Annotated in this window: 15 protein-coding genes and 1 pseudogene; 9 read left to right on the top strand and 7 right to left on the bottom strand. The window is 44.2% G+C overall.

Translation table 11 applies throughout. The annotated features are described in order from the left end of the window. Positions 1–70 precede the first annotated feature (70 nt). From ACDJ59_RS03460 to ACDJ59_RS03470, 3 genes and pseudogenes are all read left to right on the top strand, one after another. Positions 71–808 carry a cyclase family protein gene (locus ACDJ59_RS03460; protein ID WP_413407671.1) on the top strand — a complete coding sequence of 246 codons (738 nt, stop codon included), beginning with the start codon at positions 71–73 and terminating at the stop codon, positions 806–808. Positions 809–1,058: 250 nt separating this feature from the next. After that, positions 1,059–1,364 (top strand): annotated as a pseudogene (locus ACDJ59_RS03465) (VOC family protein). Between the two features lie 59 nt (positions 1,365–1,423). Continuing rightward, positions 1,424–1,882, top strand: coding sequence for an N-acetyltransferase family protein (locus ACDJ59_RS03470; protein WP_413407672.1), 459 nt, complete (start codon positions 1,424–1,426; stop codon positions 1,880–1,882). A gap of 263 nt (positions 1,883–2,145) precedes the next feature. Here the strand turns inward: ACDJ59_RS03470 and ACDJ59_RS03475 are convergent, their stop codons facing one another. Then, on the bottom strand, positions 2,146–2,346 hold the full coding sequence (locus ACDJ59_RS03475) for a hypothetical protein (protein WP_026080945.1): 201 nt from the start codon (positions 2,344–2,346) through the stop codon (positions 2,146–2,148). 207 nt (positions 2,347–2,553) lie between these two features. Here ACDJ59_RS03475 and ACDJ59_RS03480 point away from each other — a divergent pair, with 207 nt between their 5' ends. The 3 genes from ACDJ59_RS03480 (at position 2,554) to ACDJ59_RS03490 (ending at position 5,266) form a co-directional block, all read left to right on the top strand. Next, on the top strand, positions 2,554–3,009 hold the full coding sequence (locus ACDJ59_RS03480; RefSeq protein ID WP_413407673.1) for a hypothetical protein: 456 nt from the start codon (positions 2,554–2,556) through the stop codon (positions 3,007–3,009). A 546-nt stretch (positions 3,010–3,555) separates the two neighbouring features. Next, on the top strand, positions 3,556–4,563 hold the full coding sequence (locus ACDJ59_RS03485) for an ROK family protein (protein ID WP_413407674.1): 1,008 nt from the start codon (positions 3,556–3,558) through the stop codon (positions 4,561–4,563). Positions 4,564–4,621: 58 nt separating this feature from the next. Then, positions 4,622–5,266 carry a sugar O-acetyltransferase gene (locus tag ACDJ59_RS03490; protein ID WP_413407675.1) on the top strand — a complete coding sequence of 215 codons (645 nt, stop codon included), beginning with the start codon at positions 4,622–4,624 and terminating at the stop codon, positions 5,264–5,266. 62 nt (positions 5,267–5,328) lie between these two features. Here the strand turns inward: ACDJ59_RS03490 and ACDJ59_RS03495 are convergent, their stop codons facing one another. The 3 genes from ACDJ59_RS03495 to ACDJ59_RS03505 form a co-directional block, all read right to left on the bottom strand. Beyond that, positions 5,329–7,149, bottom strand: a complete 1,821-nt coding sequence (locus ACDJ59_RS03495; protein ID WP_413407676.1) for an ABC transporter substrate-binding protein — start codon at positions 7,147–7,149, stop codon at positions 5,329–5,331. Between the two features lie 73 nt (positions 7,150–7,222). Then, positions 7,223–8,734: an ABC transporter permease gene (locus tag ACDJ59_RS03500; RefSeq protein WP_076328215.1), complete on the bottom strand. Its 1,512-nt coding sequence runs from the start codon at positions 8,732–8,734 to the stop codon at positions 7,223–7,225. Between the two features lie 36 nt (positions 8,735–8,770). Further along, the gene (locus ACDJ59_RS03505) at positions 8,771–10,213 is read right to left on the bottom strand and encodes an ABC transporter permease subunit (RefSeq protein WP_413407677.1); all 1,443 of its coding nucleotides are present in this window, start codon (positions 10,211–10,213) and stop codon (positions 8,771–8,773) included. Between the two features lie 150 nt (positions 10,214–10,363). Here ACDJ59_RS03505 and ACDJ59_RS03510 point away from each other — a divergent pair, with 150 nt between their 5' ends. Next, positions 10,364–12,115 (top strand): ABC transporter ATP-binding protein, encoded by a 1,752-nt coding sequence (locus ACDJ59_RS03510; RefSeq protein WP_413409711.1) that lies wholly within the window; start codon positions 10,364–10,366, stop codon positions 12,113–12,115. 114 nt (positions 12,116–12,229) lie between these two features. Here ACDJ59_RS03510 and ACDJ59_RS03515 read toward each other — a convergent pair whose 3' ends face one another. The 3 genes from ACDJ59_RS03515 to ACDJ59_RS03525 all read right to left on the bottom strand — a co-directional run bounded on the left by ACDJ59_RS03515 (position 12,230) and on the right by ACDJ59_RS03525 (position 14,972). Further along, positions 12,230–13,009 carry a hypothetical protein gene (locus ACDJ59_RS03515; RefSeq protein ID WP_413407678.1) on the bottom strand — a complete coding sequence of 260 codons (780 nt, stop codon included), beginning with the start codon at positions 13,007–13,009 and terminating at the stop codon, positions 12,230–12,232. Between the two features lie 110 nt (positions 13,010–13,119). Continuing rightward, positions 13,120–13,881: a LuxR C-terminal-related transcriptional regulator gene (locus tag ACDJ59_RS03520; protein WP_413407679.1), complete on the bottom strand. Its 762-nt coding sequence runs from the start codon at positions 13,879–13,881 to the stop codon at positions 13,120–13,122. Between the two features lie 26 nt (positions 13,882–13,907). Further along, complete coding sequence (locus ACDJ59_RS03525) at positions 13,908–14,972, bottom strand: suppressor of fused domain protein (protein ID WP_413407680.1); 1,065 nt, start codon at positions 14,970–14,972, stop codon at positions 13,908–13,910. A gap of 211 nt (positions 14,973–15,183) precedes the next feature. Between ACDJ59_RS03525 and ACDJ59_RS03530 the strand changes: the two genes are divergently transcribed. Together ACDJ59_RS03530 and ACDJ59_RS03535 are read left to right on the top strand one after the other, a co-directional pair. Beyond that, positions 15,184–15,291 (top strand): antitoxin Xre/MbcA/ParS toxin-binding domain-containing protein, encoded by a 108-nt coding sequence (locus ACDJ59_RS03530; RefSeq protein WP_390926193.1) that lies wholly within the window; start codon positions 15,184–15,186, stop codon positions 15,289–15,291. Positions 15,292–15,582: 291 nt separating this feature from the next. Continuing rightward, a complete protein-coding gene (locus ACDJ59_RS03535) occupies positions 15,583–17,040 on the top strand; it encodes a glycoside hydrolase family 1 protein (RefSeq protein WP_169481317.1) in 1,458 nt (485 codons plus the stop codon). Positions 17,041–17,154 lie beyond the last annotated feature (114 nt).

Below are 17,154 nucleotides of genomic sequence, written 5' to 3' on the forward strand. Positions count from 1 at the left end.
GCTCCCCAATTGTAGTGGAATAAGATATAATAGGAGAAATTTATTCCATTTTGTGCATGAGGTGATTAGGATGTCCAACGAACTCATTCAAGCCATTCAATTGTTAAAAGAAAAGAAATGGGTGGATCTGACCCATACGTTTGGTCCAGGCTCTCCACATTTTTCAGCTTTTGAGGCAGCACAATTCGATACATTGTTTGATCACGATCAAGGTTTCTTTGCCCAGAGCTTCAAGTTCCCGGGTCAATACGGGACACATCTTGATGCGCCGATCCACTTCGTTCGGGATACCCGGTATCTGGATGAACTAGGTTTGAAGGAGCTTGTGCTCCCGCTTGTGGTCATTGACCAGTCTGCCGAAGTAGAGAACAATCCGGATTTCACACTGGATGTGGAGCATATTCTTGAATTTGAGAGAGAGCATGGCGTGATTGAAGCTGGAAGCTTTGTAGCCTTACGTACCGATTGGAGCAAACGCTGGCCTAAGCATGAAACATTTGATAACAAGGATGATAAGGGCAACAGTCATGCACCCGGATGGTCGGTTCGTGCGCTCATGTTTTTATTTGAGGAGAGAAAAGTGCAAGCCATTGGGCATGAAACCTTTGACACGGATTCCGCCGTGGATTATCAGAAGAATGGAGCACTTCTGGCAGAATATTATGTACTTGCCCAGGATACATATCAGGTCGAGCTGTTAACAAACCTGGATCAGGTGCCTGCTAAAGGCGCGGTGATCTTCAACATCGTCCCGAAGGCGGAGAAAGCATCTGGTTTTCCAGTCCGGTCTTTTGCCATTTTGCCGTAAAACGGGGGGATCAAAAGCTATAAGATAAATCAGGTACAGAACTCATAATGATACTCAAGCAGACAGCCGGCTAAATAGTCGGCTGTCTTTCAGTTAAGCTAACGGGCAGGATAGTTGAAAAAGGTATTTTAATTTAAACCTCGAATATTTAATGTAATCGGATAGCTAAAAATTTGATGATAGACAGGAGTTAGATACGATGATATAAGGTTTCGGAGGAGTATTTTGGAGAACTAAGAATCTTAAAGTTATAAAAAAAGGTATAGTGAGGTAGTGAGGTGTTGGGTGTTGAAGATTGAAATAGAAAATTGGAATGGGACTGTGATAAAACCCAATTAGGAAATGAGACGATCTTTTCTTTATCGAGAATGACAGTTATTTTCCAACAGAACAACAAGTGATGTTAAATTTCCAATTACATAATCTAAACGAGACTATGAAGCATCTTGAACAGATTAGTGTACTTCTTGCAAAGAAAAAAGAGGTTAGTGAATTTGGAAAGTTTATTTTGAATGAAGATCCTGAAGGTCGACTGATCGAGTTTTGGGAGAAATAACGGCATTAATTTTAAGATTAGAACAGGTATTCCATAATTTAAATATAAGGGGTAAGTGTATGCAGATTAGAGCTTTTCAAGAGTCCGATAAAGATTTCATTGTAAGTCTGGCTTTAAGATTTATGGACTTTGAGCTGATGAGCTGGCGTGATCCAGGCAAAATGGAAGAATCACAGCTCAGCCTAGCCCAAGAATCAGTAGACAGTCTTTCTCCTGGTACGGAGATTTTTGTGGCGGAAGATGAAACAGGAGAGCTACTGGGTTTCCTTGAAGTACAGCCGCATAAAGATAAATTGAACGATATAGAACAAGGCTATATTGTGGCGATTGCGGTTTCTCCACAAGGAGAAGGAAAAGGGGTCGGCAAGGGACTCATGACCAAAGCAGAAGAGTGGTCAAGGCAAAAAGGCTATCGACAGCTTATACTGAATGTCTTTAACAATAACCTTCGTGCCGTAAATTTCTATAAGCATTTAAATTATGAAATTGAAGTTGTGAAGATGGTAAAAGAGCTATAGAGACCCTTACTTATAAGCTAACGGGAAACGTTAGTTCATAAAGCACGGGGCAGACTGCAGGTTGGCAGGCTGCTCTTTTTTCATTTAGCTAACTGGCAAGAGGTAAGTAAGCTTATCAGGAACCAAGTCCAGCTGGGATTTGACCTATTGAAAGCATAATGTGAATATTGGCAAACTTATGGGTTAAGTCACAACTAATGAATTCTAAATGATTCAAATATGTAAATAGCAAGGGAGGCGTATTCCGCCTCCTTTTTATGTTGTTACTTTTGATCCGAGTGAGGATCTTGATTAAATCTTTGAGAGATTTTTTTCTCTGTTTTCTTACGCCGTATCCAGCGCTTAAGTATGCCTTCTTCTTTGCGTTCTTGCAGTGTTTCCTTCAAACCTTGAATCATAAATTCCGATCTTCGTCTGTCATCCCGACTAATCTCGCGTAATTCCTTAATAAATTTGTCGTCCATATCTGCCTCTCGCTTATTCAGGATAATTTCATTATACCGAACGTACGTTCTTTTATCAAGTTTTTCCATTACGAATGATTTTCGAGATCAATATAGTGAAAAGAAGCACAGGAACAATACGTGGCATGTGTGAGAATGGTACTAGAGGGTTTGAGCATAGTCCTCCATGTATGAAGTTGAGAAACGAGAGAACGGAAGGAGCCATTCATGATGAAGCAGCGTATGGGCAGATCGTGGTTACTCATGTTGATGCATGGAATTCTGGGGATTGGGGCGATTGTTGGAGGCGTCATTTTAATCATAGACCCATCCGGAAGTATGGTGAATTTGCCCGCATCTTTGTTGGGGAATTCCCCGTTTGCCAGTTTTTTGTTCCCGGGGATCATCTTATTGCTGGTTCTTGGCGTGATGCCTACAATGATTGCTATTTCGCTCATCCGCTACGTTCATTCGGGGCTGGGTGAGAGACTGAATCTCTATCCTGACCGCTATTGGGCTTGGACTTTTTCGTTGTATACGGGGTTTGCTCTCATCATCTGGATTATGGCGCAGGTGTATTGGATTCAGGATGTCTCTATCATTCACTTGGTCTATTTTGCATGGGGAGTGGGTATTCAAGTTGTGACCTTATTGCCCGGAGTACAGCGAATCTATTCGAAATAAACTGCTTGGATATTGAATAAACGGCTGCCGAAAGAATCGTTGAATGATTCTTTCGGCAGTTATTTTTTATGGGCATCGAGATAATACGCGTTGTTGTAGTCATGTTGTCCATGTTCCTTGGACTGAAAAGGGCTCGGATAAATCTATATCATATTGACAAAGAACTATTATCCTCGCATACTTACGTAATATACTTTATAAAGTTTGTTTATTAACTAGAGAAATAGTCACATGTGGTAAGTATCGCAAAATCATAATCCACATGAAACAGGGAGGTAAGTATGGATGGTCTACGTTATTATGGCAGTTATAATATGGGCAGGTACCTATGCAAGTATGGCCTTGTCAAAGCAACCGATGGAAGTGAAGCCTGTGAAGTCGATGGATGATTTGTTTGAGTGAACAAAGTAGCTCTGCCAATTTCGATCCTTTTCCAGCACGATGGAACTCATGTGTTCGAGTAAGGCATTATGTTATGATATGGTGTGAAATGACATCCATACCATTGCTTTGGCTCAATTGAACCAGAGTAGAAACGAGAGGGTTATGAAAAAAGCCAACGCTACAATGATGAAATACATCAATTTGAATAATGTGCGTGAAGTCATGCAGCAGATTGAGACGGCGACCAAACCGCAATTAGCTTTATTAACCAATCTTAGTGTTGTTACCATTAATGCGCTGATTCAGGAATTATGTGATGGCGGAGAGTTGTTCCAGGATAAAGTGGTTCCCTCTAACGGCGGTCGTCCTGCTCAGGCATATCGATATAATTATAACTTCAAGCTTGCTTTGGTTCTTTACATCAAAGAGATGAAAGGCCAGGAGTTGATTTCGGCGACGGTCATGAATCTGGAGAATAAGGTTGTGTTGAAGGAAGAGCGCATCTTGCCTGCTTTTGATAAACAGCATATGCTGCAACTTATCGCGCGTTTCATTAAGGAATATCCCTCCATTGATATGATCGGCATCGGTATTCCGGGGCAAGCCGTGGATGGGGACATCACGGTGAGCAGTCATGAAGAGCTTATCCATTCACATCTGATACGGGAGATCGAAAGCGAGTTTCAATTGAACGTTCTCGTGGAGAATGATGTTAATGCAGCGATTAGCGGATACTGTACACAGCATGCGGATATGAAGGAACAGAGTGTAGCAGGAATTTATTTTCCGAACCGATACCCGCCGGGTATGGGCATGATGTTGAATGGACAGATGATCCGTGGGAAAAACGGGATGTTTGGTGAGATCAAGTATCTTCCTTATTCACCTGATTGGCACCGTGACATGAGCAAAGATGATTTTGTAGTGAACGTATGTCACATCCTGCAAACGATTAATGCCGTCGTTGCCCCGCACCAGATTGTCATTTATCAGGAACGGGTGGAGAGAGAAGAGCTGGATATGGCGTGGAAACAATACGGGAAGGATCACCCCATGCCGTCGTTGCCTGAGATCGTACATCAGGATTCGTTCCAACATGATTTTGATGCTGGGTTACGAGGAATGGTGCTTCAGGCGTTGAAGTCAGGCATTCTATCAGAAGCCTTATAACCCACAGTTCATGTCTGTGGCTTTTATTTTATAAGCTAACCCTTGTAGAGGAGGATTCATGATGCGTGAAGAAGAGAGAATCATGAAGGGCGTGTTGTTCAGTCCAAGTGATCCCGAATTAAAGATCATCAAAAGGCGGGCCCATAATCTCAGTCAGCGTTACAGTCAGACCTTTGAAGAACAGACTGAGGAAAGGGATCAGATATTGCAACAGCTACTGGGGCAGATCGGTGAAGGTGGATTCATGCAAGGCCCCATCTTTTTTCATTATGGTGTGCATACCCGGATAGGCGAGCATTTCTTCGGTAATTACAATCTGACGATACAAGATGACGCGCAAGTGACGATCGGGGACTATACCAGTATTGGACCCAATGTTACGATTGTTACCCCCATTCATCCCATGATTGCCAGCGAGCGGAGACAGATGGTGGACCAGAACGGTGATGTGAAGTCGCTATGTTATGCCAAACCGGTCACGATTGGTAACGATGTATGGATCTCGGCAAACGTCACAGTGTGCGGGGGCGTAACGATTGGAGACGGCTGTGTGATTGGAGCAGGTAGCGTGGTGACTCGTGATATTCCACCGCATTCTTTTGCAGCAGGCGTACCGTGCAGAGTTATTCGCAAAATTACTGATGCGGACAGCATGCGAAACTATCCCGATGTTCTGGCAGATTGCCGTGTGCTGGAAGAATGACAAAAGGCTGCTATCAGGATCAAAAACATGATCCTAATAGCAGCCTTTTTGTTGGTATACGTTTACTTGGAGGCGTTGTATTTACTCAAGAATTCTTTTACTTTTGCAGGATCAGCTTTCAATTCATTCCCGGTCTGAACGAGCGGGCTTACTGTAGAGTATGCTTTGAGTTTGTTGTTCTTGTAGAAACTCAAAATCTCATCCTGATTAATGGAGTACAGCACGGCTTTTCTCAGGTCACTGCTCTTGGCAACTTCACGATTGGCCGTATTAAACAACAGATAGGAGACAGCGTTACTTGGCAGACTTTGCAGTTTCAGTTTGCTGTCATTTTCAATGATGTCATACTTGGTTTCAGGTACGCCGTAGTATAAGTGGATTTCACTGCTGCGAAGAGCAGAGAGGGCGCTGTCTGCATCCGCGATGAATCGGACGTTAACCTGAGCAATTTTTGGCTCATCTTCCGTGCCTTTACGGTAACCCGGATTTTTTAAGAATACACCTTCATAGTCATTTTTATAAGACAAAATATAAGGTCCGCTAGTATAAAGGGTGTTATTGTATGCTGCGCCTTCAGTCACCGTGTTCTGATCACCGTAAGGAATATCTTTGTTGACGTCAAAGGAAGCTACATCATATGTGTTGATGCTCTCCACCTGTTTTTTGGACACGATACCCGCAGATTGGTGAGCCAGATAGTTCAGTACTTGCGGGAAAGGTTCAGTTGTTGTCAGTTTAACGACCTGATATTTACCTGCGCTATTATCTGCTTTGGTTTTGTCCGTCACCAGTTCTGTAATTTTGCTGCCCAATCCTTGTTCCAATGCTTCGAGGATTGTGCCGTTACCGCTGGATTGTTTGATGGATTGTAATGCACTCAGATCCGTTACAACCTCAGCTTCTTTGATGTGTTCATGCAGACTGTACGTCCGGTGATCCGGAACGGAATCTTTGTTTTTAGCGCGATCCAGGGAGAAGATCACATCATCTGCACCGACACGTTCTCCTGTATCTACAGCTTTTTTGTTATCAATCTTCGCAAAGTTGATATCGTCTCTGAGAATGAAGTAGTAGTCGGAATTTCCTTCAGCAATACTGAAGTTATGGGACAGTGATCCATCTGCTGTCAGCTGATCGTCATCTGTCAGGTTAACGAGACGTACATACATATTGGTGTTCAACTGGTTGATGGAACCGTCGTTTCCTTTGATCGGATCAAGGGAAGTCAGTACGGATGCACTTTGCGTCAGAATCAACGGATCTTTGGCATTTTTGGAGCTGTCCTTGAACTCAATCGGTTCCCAAGCCATGGCGCGGGATTTGGAGAGACGAACGGTGTCGACATTCAGAATGTCTTGGTTCACAGCCTGACTTTTCAGGGAAATGTACAAAGGAGCGATATACGCCTGATCCGTTACCAAGCGATCTTCCAATTGTTTGTACGTGTCTTTGTACTCATCCGGAGTTTGAGTAGCTGCCTGATCGATGAGTTTATCAAGTTCCCCATCCGCAAGGATACTGTAATCTCCACCTGTTTTGAAAAGGGAACGCACCGCATAATCGGGATTTCCCGTTACCGTTGTCCAGCTGGACAAGGCAATGTCATAATTCCCTGCATCCTGCTGGGATTTGAAGCTACCGTAATCCGGCTGCAGGTTCAGCTTCACATTGAAGCCGTTTTTAGTCAGTTGGTCGCGGACAATGTTTACATCATTTTCGGAAGAACTCATGGCGAGCAGTTCAATGTCTGCCGGTTTTTGTGCAGTTTCTGTTGTATCCGCTGGTGTGGTCTCCGCCTGGGATTCGGTTTTCGTTTTTACACTGCAACCGGAAATCACAATGACGAGAATTAATAGCAATGAGATCAGTGTACGTTTTTTCATGGGATTACCCTCCATATCTTGAATGTGTGATGTGTGATTTCTTTTTTCTATATCATTCATTTCAACAAATCATTTAGGCCTTTTCCAGCTTGGGATCAAGCGCATCACGCAGACCGTCACCGAGAAAGTTAAACGAAAGAACCAGCAGAATAATAGCCAAGCCTGGATAAATCGCCAGATAAGAGTGGGTTTCCAGGTATGTACTGCCGAGCTTCAGAATGTTACCCCATTCCGGAATATGCGGCTCCACGCCGAGTCCCAGATAACTCAAACTGCTGGTAGCGATAACAGCTCCACCAATCGTGAGTGTGGATTTGATAATCATGGGCGCAAGGGAGTTGGGAATAATGTGTTTGAAAATAATCGTACGATTGTTGTACCCCAGTGCACGTGCAGCTTCCACAAATTCAAAAGTAGATACATAGAGCACACTGGCTCTCATGGTACGGGCGTAAGTTGGGATCGAACCCAGACTCAGCGCCAGAATGAGATTGACCGTATTGGCTCCGAACGCCGCAATAATGGCAATGGCGAGCAGAATTCCTGGAATCGCATAGAGAATATCCAGCAGCCGCATGATGATGTTATCCGTATGCCTTCCGTAGAAACCGGAGAATGCTCCGAGGACTCCACCAATCAACACAGGAATGATGGTCGACATGCAACCTACGATCAAGGAGATCCGGGCACCAAATACAATCCGGGAAAATAAACATCGTCCGAAGTCGTCCGTTCCCAAGGGATACGCAAGGGAAGGGGGTTGAAGCAGCGCGGAGTAGTTATTTTCCACAGCCATGCTGTAATCAAAAGTAAAAAAGCTGCAGATCGATATCGAGAACAGAAAAATGATAAAAAACAAACCGGACATGGCAGTCATATTTGGAGCAAGTCGCTCCCACAGATCATTCCAGAAGTTTGATTTTTGTTTCCCCTGTCTGCGAATGCGTCCAATAATGGAAATGCCGAGCAATAGAGCAAATACATTACCTGTGATCGAGGTCAGAATCAGCACTACACTGACACCGATCATCCAGCGAGGGAGGATAGAGGTCGCATTATATCGGGATACGATAATCAGTACGACCAGGTCGATGACCAGAATAAATATGAGCACCGCCATGGCTGGCAGAAAGTTATCAGCCACATAGGGTTTGAAAACATTTAACGCAGATACACCGATGACGAACAACTGAGTTAACAGCATATATACCGCAAAGGTGTACTCCACATTCCTCGCTTTTCGAATCAAATGAAAGGCTGCCGTTACGATAAATATATTGCCAGAAATGATGGCAAGTAGCTGAACCCAGGCTAACCTGCGGGTCAAAGTAGAGATCGTACCCGTACGGATCAAGTCTTTTCGAATCCGAAGGGTGATGACACTTTGGACCAGTGTGAAGAATACATAGATCCCAAGTATCGTTAGCAGAAATGGTTTGAAAGTCTGCCCACTCCAGTCATAACTGTTGAATAGTAGCAAGGCAGTCAAGAGAAGAGACGTGATCCAGGCGAAGCTGGCCTGACTGTATTCTCGAGAAGACTTAAGCCGGAAACGCATTTCTTGTGTTAAGGACGAGTTTGTCATAATACACCTGCTTTAAGAGGTAGTTCAACACACACTTTAATATTGTTTCATCTTGGAGCGCACTCTTGGATCAATAAAAGCGTACAGCAGATCAACCGCTACATTGATAATGGAGATCGTAATTGCTGTGTAGATTACTCCGCCCATGATACTCGGAATATCGGGAATAAATTGTTTATCCACAATATAGCTGCCGAGACCGCTGATATTAAACACTTTCTCCGTCACTGCTGCCCCGCCGAGCATAGCTCCGAATTGAAGTCCAACCACAGTTACGATTGGAATCAATGCATTACGTACAGCGTGTTTCAGCATGACCTGACGTTCGCTTAACCCCTTGGCGCGGGCGGTCATCACATAATCCTCATGAATGACTTCCAGTGTAGAAGACCGAGTCATCCGTGCCACCGCAGCCGTAAGTCCTGTACCCAGAACAATGGTTGGCATAATGATCGACAGCCAGTTCTGCGGGTTGAAGGTGGCGGGAAGCCACTGCAATTTGATCGAAAAATTCAGAATAAAAATAAGTCCTTGCCAGAAATTCGGGATCGATAATCCAATCAGAGCGATGAACATAAACGTATAATCGAACCATGAATTAGGCTTAATCGCTGAGATGATACCGATGGGTAATGCAATGACGAGTGCTAACAGCAGGGAGATGACCGCCAGCGTCAATGTAATTGGAAACTTTCTTGCAATCGTTGCTGTTACGTCTTCATTTCCTGCAAAAGACTTGCCAAGATCGAAGAGAGCAACTCCCTTAATATTGTTCCAGAGCTGTGTAAGATAAGGCTGATCCAAGCCATACACCTGATTGAATGCTGCAATCTGTTCCTGCGTTGCTGTCTCTCCGAGAATGTTAGCTGCCGGGTTGAACGGAGACATATACAAAATCGTAAATACGAGTGTGGCTACGCCCAGAATGACAAATACCGTCATCAGTATTCTTTCAAATATGTACTTTAGATAAGGATTTCCATACAAAAAGAGGATGCCATACATCAGACAGCCAGGAATAATGGATATCGCGAAAAACCATGGTTTGTCGATAAGGGTGTGGAATGTATCGGCCATCGTAAGACGTTGACTTCCCTGTTCCTGAAGTATGCGATACGTCCGCTCCTTCAACTCTTTCTGAACCGTCTCTTCCAACCATTCCTCGGTCTGACGTCTGAATTCTCCCTCAGTGACCTGCTGCTGGAAAAAACGATGTTTGCGTCGCAGCTGTTCTTCGACTTCCAACTTCAGCTTGTTCCGATAGGAAGAAGCGAGCAGTTCTTGCTCAGCCGTCTGCCTGGCAGCTACCCAGCCGTCATTTTTTCGATTCGAACGCCATATTAGAAACACGACCAGATTGATCGGTAATCCAAGAATGAACAGAACATATCGGTAGGAAGGATGAAGCAGCATTTTGCCATAAATAAAACTTAAATTGTGCACCAACCGCGTGAGTCTGCTGCCTTCTGCAAGATTCAAACCAAGCGTGCCTCCTTTCATTCAGGTTTAAATTGCATTATTCCGATTGATATAGTATATATTATTTAGGGTCTAAACAATTGTCAAGGAATTAAATGGTATACATATGAGATGAGTAAATGGGAAAAACGGATGAGAGCTGGTGATAACATGGAACCTTTATTGAAAGTTAATGATCTATCGGTCTCTTTTCATTCTGGAGAGAGTGAGTTTCAGGCAGTGCGAGGAGTGAGTTTTGAAGTGCGCAAAGGCGAGACGTTGGGCATTGTAGGCGAATCGGGCAGCGGAAAAAGTGTAACAGCACGTTCCATTATGAGGCTGCTTGCATCGCCGCCTTCACAGATGAAAAAGGGAGAGATTCTGTTCAAAGGGGTCGATCTGGCGAATAAAACGCAGAAAGAGATGGAGAGCATCCGTGGGCGTGATATTGGCATGATCTTTCAGGACCCGATGAGTTCTCTTAATCCGACTATTAAAGTGGGTAAACAGATCTCTGAAAGTCTGATCAAACATCAGAAGGTGTCCAAAAGGGAAGCCAAGAAACAGGCAATTGCCATGATGGAGCGGGTGGGGATAACTCGTAGTGAAATACGCTACAACCAATATCCACACGAATTCTCCGGAGGCATGCGTCAGCGGGTCATGATCGGTATTGCACTTGCTTGTCGTCCTGAATTACTCATTGCCGATGAGCCGACAACCGCACTTGACGTTACGATTCAGGCACAAATTCTTAATTTGATGAAAGATATGCAGGACCAACTGGGCACATCGATTATCCTGATCACGCATGATTTGGGCGTAGTAGCAGGCATGTGTGATCGGGTAGTTGTTATGAAAGAAGGACAGATTGTGGAAACCGGGACAACAACAGAGATTTTTGCTAATCCCAAACACCCGTATACGATTAGACTTCTGAATGCATTACCACGTCTGGATCAGAAGAAAAAGCCAAAACCGGTATCGTTGGTCCCGAGAGATCTGGAGGATGATCAGCCGTTGCTTGAGGTGAAATCACTCAGACAACATTTTAATCTGGGGAAAGGCAATACCTTAAAGGCTGTGAATGATATTAGCTTCCATATTCGTCAAGGAGAGACGCTTGGCGTTGTAGGGGAATCTGGCAGCGGAAAATCAACCACGGGGCGTGCGATTCTGCGATTGCATGAGCCAACAGGTGGAGATGTACTGTTTAAAGGAGTCCCGCTCAATCGCTTGTCGGCTTCGGAGATGAAAACGATGCGTAGACATATGCAGATTATTTTCCAAGACCCCTATGCATCTCTGAATCCCAAAATGAGGATTATGGATATCATTGGAGAAGCGCTTGATATCCATCAACTTGCAGGTAATGCCGCTCAGCGGGAGAAGCGGGTGGAGGAATTACTAGAGATGGTGGGTCTTGATCCTACCCATGCGCAGCGTTATCCACATGAATTCTCGGGTGGACAGAGACAGCGGATCGGTATTGCAAGAGCTCTCGCTGTGGAACCTGAATTCATCGTATGTGATGAGCCATTGTCAGCACTGGATGTATCGATACAGGCTCAGATCGTACAATTGCTTGAAGAGTTACAGCAGCGACTCGGATTGACGTATCTCTTCATCGCGCATGACTTGTCCATGGTTAAACATATCAGTGATCGAGTGGCTGTCATGTATAACGGGAAAATTGTGGAGCTGGCTGAGAGTGAAGAACTCTATTCTAACCCGCAACATGCCTATACCAAGGCATTGCTGTCTGCTATTCCTGTGCCTGACCCAGCGGTAGAAGCGAAGAAAAAGAGACATGTTGTCAAAGAAACAACAAGAGAAAATGTTGAAGTAGAGGACCGTTATAATCTGGAACATTCCAAGTGGGTAGAAGTCACGGATGGACATTGGGTCGCAATATCTAGTTAGTTAGTGCAATATATAGTCTTTTTCAAATACAAAAGAACCCCGACGATGATCTCCACAGATCGTTATCGGGGTTGAGTTATATGTTCTTTGTATAATGGCAGTAATCAAAAGCGATTATTTGAATTGAACCGATTTTTTGATGGTATCAATCTCGGCTTTGGTCTTATCATCCATGTAAGTGAAGATGAAGTTGAAAGCATACCCTTCAATAATTGTACTATAGTAATCTTGAGTAACGGTTGAACCGTCACCTGGATCCATCGTGATTTGCATCAGATCCATCTCTTTACCACCGATGGTTTCCGTTGTCATTTCCTTATAATCGTAAGGGAACTGGCTATCCACCATGAATTTTTTGGTTGCTTCCAGGTAGTCTTTACCTGTACGAATGCCTTGCAACAAGCTTACTTTCTCAGCAATGGCCATAGCGGAAGGGCCAACTTGACCTCCGTCCAATGGGTACTTTGAAGCCATAAGCAGATTCAATGTTTTGGTCTGAGACAGTTCAATTTGTTTTTTCTTCGTTTCATCATCACCAGCAATCGCTTCGGATGAAGCACTTGTCAGCTCATTCATACCTGCAGCATCCTGGAACTCCCATGCTTCCGGGAATTTCAGAGATACGCCAAAATAGTCATTGGTGTAAGAACCTTTTTCCGTAGTCCCCAGCTCAACGTCTTGGGAATTATCAGTTTCCTTGGACTCTTCGCTTGCTGGTTCTGTGTTCTCTGTTTCTTCTGTATTCGCTGTATCAGAATCAGTACCAGTGGTTGTTTCTGTCGGGGTAGGCTCTTCTGTTGCGGCTGTGTTATCTGCTTTGTCACCGCAAGCGGCTGCAACCAGCATAATCATAATAAGCATGGCGAATAAAGAAGCTTTTTTTGGAATTGTCATATTACCCTCCTGAAATGTGTGTGTTTGTTTCTCTCTCTACATGTTGCCTGCTTCCTAAATTGTAGCACAAACGTTCTCATATACTACCTATAGGAATCTATAGGGGTCTTCTATACATAAGACATTCGGCTGGCAATTGAAACAGCTTCTGTGCTGGATTGCACACCTAATTTGTTGAAAATCACTTTTTTGTGATGATTCACGGTGCATTCCTTGATCTTTAATTTCAAAGCAATGGCTTTTACCGTGAGGCCTCCGGCTATCATCTCCAGAATGGTTAACTGACGCTCGGTGAACTCCACCGCCGGTTTGTCGCACACTTCAGCAGTCTGTTGACTCTGATAACAGTTCTGCATGTACGCTGGAATTAGCTTGGCAATGGCGATCAGTTCACCTTGCATATCTGCATTAATGGTGGACACATCCAGATAACCTACATGTTGCGATCCCATGAACAGAGGTGCGGCGTAACAATGCCAGCTTTGAAAATAAGGGCTTTCATGCTGTTCCGGCAGCAACAGTACAGGTTTATTGTTATCCATCGTTTCTGATATGGCGTTAACTCCACAGCTCTTTGCGGTGAAGATCATACCCGGACATATAGGGGAATGTTCTACTACAGCTTTAAGATCTGAACTGTAATCCATGGAGAGTAACACACCTTCCGTATCTGTGAGTAGAAAAAGATAGGTGCCCGTTAAATTTTCTTTGATATCCGAGATACTGTTCTGGAATGCATGAATCAGGAAATGATTGATTTTATGAAGCCTGTCCAGACTGGATTTTGGTAAATAGTCGAACGGAGCCGTTCCTGCTGTATGCGAGCAAGTCGGGGACTCTTCGTGTCGTGTGGCAAATGTAATGGCAGGCATGTTGTTTCCTCCTTGCTGCACAGTTCTCATCCAATCGTTTGAATGACGTGTCCTTCCTGGTCCTTGATTTCTGTTCTAACAATCTGAACGATAATATGATCCAATGAAGTTATCTCAAATGTTCCTTCAACCGGGCGAAGGTTCTCTGCCAGCTCATTAACAATTTGTTTGTTCACCGTCAGGGTAACTTGTCTGTCCGATTCCAATACGGCTGGCTGTTCTCCTGCTTCGAACAGAATATTCGTATCCGGTCCGATCAAGGATAGAGAGGCACCTTTCGAAATTCGGCTACGAAGGATGGTACCAACTAATACGGCTTGTTTGGCTCCAAGCTGGAGTTTGGCCGGAACCGATTTTTGCAGCAATTTTTTGCGAGGGGACTCCCAACCCAGTTGTTGTATGAATAAAAACGCTGTGCTGGATCCGTCCTGTTCCATTCCATCCTCAACCGCTTGTATAACCGAAGGAATATCTGCGTACGAATTTCTCATCAGATCCGTCACATATTTGGGCATGAACATGGAGGAGGCAGACAGGAAGCCACGAGCATTCCAGCTTTGAATCATTTCCAGTTCCCGACCTGTAATGCCAACCATCTGAATAAATTGCACTGAACCATTAGGCGTAGAGATCGCGGGTAGATCCGGGTCTTCAATAAACGAGAGAGCTGTCAGCAAAGTATCGGATTCCAGACAGATGGGGCCATTGGCGTCCATGTAATCCCCTGGCTGAAAGATATTTCCGCTGTTGAACACGTATCGTCCTACATTCTGTAACAGATTCAGCGCCCAGGCTGGCGGATCAGTCTCTGCTTCACTGCGTGTAAGCCGAAAGGTGAGCTCAAAACCATACCCGCTCTTGGATGCATCCTGCATCTCTTTTTCATATAATTCAGAGAAACCGTAGGTAACAAAATGCCAGTGAGGCATAGGTGTGTTCACCTCATAAACGCTGATACCATCAAGTGGATCAGGGCCGCCTAGCATATACGGAAGGGCAGTGCCGTAGTGTTTTGGCTCTTGTTCCCCGTACAATTCACGCATGGATTGATCAATCGCATCCCAACCGGATGTGTTTTCTTCCTGAGTCATTATTGAATCCTCCTTGACTGTTCTTTCCCCGACTGTTCTTTCCCCCGAAAAACATTTAAAATTAAGTCTACCTGTTACAGAAACGGATTCAAGCGGCTTAAGGATGAATTGTGTCAGATAGGACTTCGGTGTTATTAATTGCAATCCAGGGAGTGAAATTACATGAGTATGAAAGGTATCTATTTAAAATGGGGGGTACGCTTTTGAATGGATGGCGAAAGATATCCCGGCTTTAGGGGACCAAAGTCCCGCTGTTTACCTGGAAACGGAGGAGGGAGCGCAGGCATTAAGGGCAGCGATTATGCGTATGCCACGTTAATTTTTTCGATGGTGAGAGAGTGTGAACGATCATATGATCCAGTGAAGTTGATTTTGCAAAATAGATATGTTACGCTTACATTACAAGAGCAAACACAACAGAATCTGCAATAACATCTTTTGATGGATTGTAACTGTGAAGACAGGCAAAACCTAAACTGATGGTGAAATGAAAGCTCCTTTTTTTGGTGCTATTTTACCTTGAGTTTAGGTTTTTCTTGTTTTCTGCTCTAAATTACACCATTTTTCACCTGGAAAAACCAAAATAAATTTCGAAAAGAGGTTGTTGTTCATGACCACGGCAAAAAAAGGATTCCCCGAAAACTTCCTATGGGGCGGCGCCACAGCTGCCAATCAATTGGAGGGTGCATTCGATAAGGACGGCAAAGGTCTCTCCACAGCGGACATGATCGCTCATGTTCCCAAAGAGAAGCGTACAGGCGGACATGCTATGGAAATTTCCTCTTCCCGAATCGAAGAGATCCTCTCCGGCAAAATTGAAGAACGTTTCCCGAAACGTTTTGGTATCGATTTCTACCATCACTTTAGAGAAGATATTGCATTGTTCGCTGAAATGGGCTTCAAAGTATTCCGTTTGTCCATTCACTGGGCACGTATTTTCCCGAACGGTTATGATCAAGAGCCAAATGAAGCAGGCTTGAAATTCTATGATGAAGTATTCGACGAATTGTTGAAATATGGCATCGAGCCGCTCGTTACATTGTCTCACTATGAGACACCGCTTGGCTTGACGCAAAAATATAACGGCTGGGCTGGCCGTGAAGTAATCCAGCACTATGTTCGGTATGCAGAAACGGTGTTCAACCGTTATAAAAATAAAGTGAAATACTGGCTGACGTTTAATGAAATTAACGTAATGCTGTTCAGCCCATACACTGGCGGAGGCATTCTGATCGATAAAGTGGACAACAAACTGCAAACCACTTATCAAGCGCTGCATCACCAATTTGTAGCAAGTGCATTGGTAACGAAGCTTGCTCACGAGATTATGCCTGGATCCCAAGTGGGTTGTATGCTTGCTCGTATGGAAACTTATGCAGCAACATGTAATCCGGTAGATGTTCGTCTGGCTCAACACGAGAATCAAATCAACCTCTTCTTCACGGACATGCATGCTCGTGGTAAATATCCGAACTACATGGCTCGTTATTTTGAAGAAAACGACATCGTGATTCAAAAAGAAGCAGGCGATGACGAGATCTTGCTGAACAATACCGTTGATTTCATCTCCTTCAGCTACTATATGTCCGTAACCAAATCTGCATCTGCAGACAAGGAAGAAACATCGGGTAACCTGACTGGCGGCGTGAAAAACCCTTATCTGGAAGCATCCGACTGGGGCTGGGAGATCGATCCGATCGGTCTGCGCGTAACCTTGAACAACTTCTGGGATCGTTACCAGAAACCATTGTTCATCGTAGAAAATGGTCTGGGTGCATATGACCGAGTTGAAGAAGACGGTTCGATCCATGACTCCTATCGTGTGGATTACCTGAAAAAACACATCGAACAAATGAAAGAAGCTATCAAAGATGGCGTCGATCTGATTGGATTTACAGCATGGGGCCCGATTGACCTTGTGAGCATGTCCACTTCCGAAATGTCCAAACGTTATGGTTTCATCTACGTGGATCTGGATGACGAAGGTAACGGAACACTCAAACGTTCCAAAAAGGATTCATTCGACTGGTACAAAAACGTAATCTCCAGTAATGGTGAGCAACTGTAGTTCTCACGTTTTCTGAGCGGGCAAACCTGATATAACAGTTAGTGTTTAATGGAATTTAATGTTCCTGAGGGCCTGCTGATTAGCGTTTGTCCGCTTTTTTATGTGCTGCAAACA

This window comes from Paenibacillus amylolyticus, from assembly GCF_047302515.1.
Taxonomy (GTDB): domain Bacteria; phylum Bacillota; class Bacilli; order Paenibacillales; family Paenibacillaceae; genus Paenibacillus; species Paenibacillus amylolyticus_G.

Coding starts and splice junctions, on each gene's coding strand:
- ACDJ59_RS03460 (WP_413407671.1), top strand. CDS start 71: ATGTCCAACGAACTCATTCAAGCCATTCAATTGTTAAAAGAAAAGAAA.
- ACDJ59_RS03470 (WP_413407672.1), top strand. CDS start 1,424: ATGCAGATTAGAGCTTTTCAAGAGTCCGATAAAGATTTCATTGTAAGT.
- ACDJ59_RS03475 (WP_026080945.1), bottom strand. CDS start 2,346: ATGGACGACAAATTTATTAAGGAATTACGCGAGATTAGTCGGGATGAC.
- ACDJ59_RS03480 (WP_413407673.1), top strand. CDS start 2,554: ATGATGAAGCAGCGTATGGGCAGATCGTGGTTACTCATGTTGATGCAT.
- ACDJ59_RS03485 (WP_413407674.1), top strand. CDS start 3,556: ATGAAAAAAGCCAACGCTACAATGATGAAATACATCAATTTGAATAAT.
- ACDJ59_RS03490 (WP_413407675.1), top strand. CDS start 4,622: ATGATGCGTGAAGAAGAGAGAATCATGAAGGGCGTGTTGTTCAGTCCA.
- ACDJ59_RS03495 (WP_413407676.1), bottom strand. CDS start 7,149: ATGAAAAAACGTACACTGATCTCATTGCTATTAATTCTCGTCATTGTG.
- ACDJ59_RS03500 (WP_076328215.1), bottom strand. CDS start 8,734: ATGACAAACTCGTCCTTAACACAAGAAATGCGTTTCCGGCTTAAGTCT.
- ACDJ59_RS03510 (WP_413409711.1), top strand. CDS start 10,364: ATGGAACCTTTATTGAAAGTTAATGATCTATCGGTCTCTTTTCATTCT.
- ACDJ59_RS03515 (WP_413407678.1), bottom strand. CDS start 13,009: ATGACAATTCCAAAAAAAGCTTCTTTATTCGCCATGCTTATTATGATT.
- ACDJ59_RS03520 (WP_413407679.1), bottom strand. CDS start 13,881: ATGCCTGCCATTACATTTGCCACACGACACGAAGAGTCCCCGACTTGC.
- ACDJ59_RS03525 (WP_413407680.1), bottom strand. CDS start 14,972: ATGACTCAGGAAGAAAACACATCCGGTTGGGATGCGATTGATCAATCC.
- ACDJ59_RS03530 (WP_390926193.1), top strand. CDS start 15,184: ATGGCGAAAGATATCCCGGCTTTAGGGGACCAAAGTCCCGCTGTTTAC.
- ACDJ59_RS03535 (WP_169481317.1), top strand. CDS start 15,583: ATGACCACGGCAAAAAAAGGATTCCCCGAAAACTTCCTATGGGGCGGC.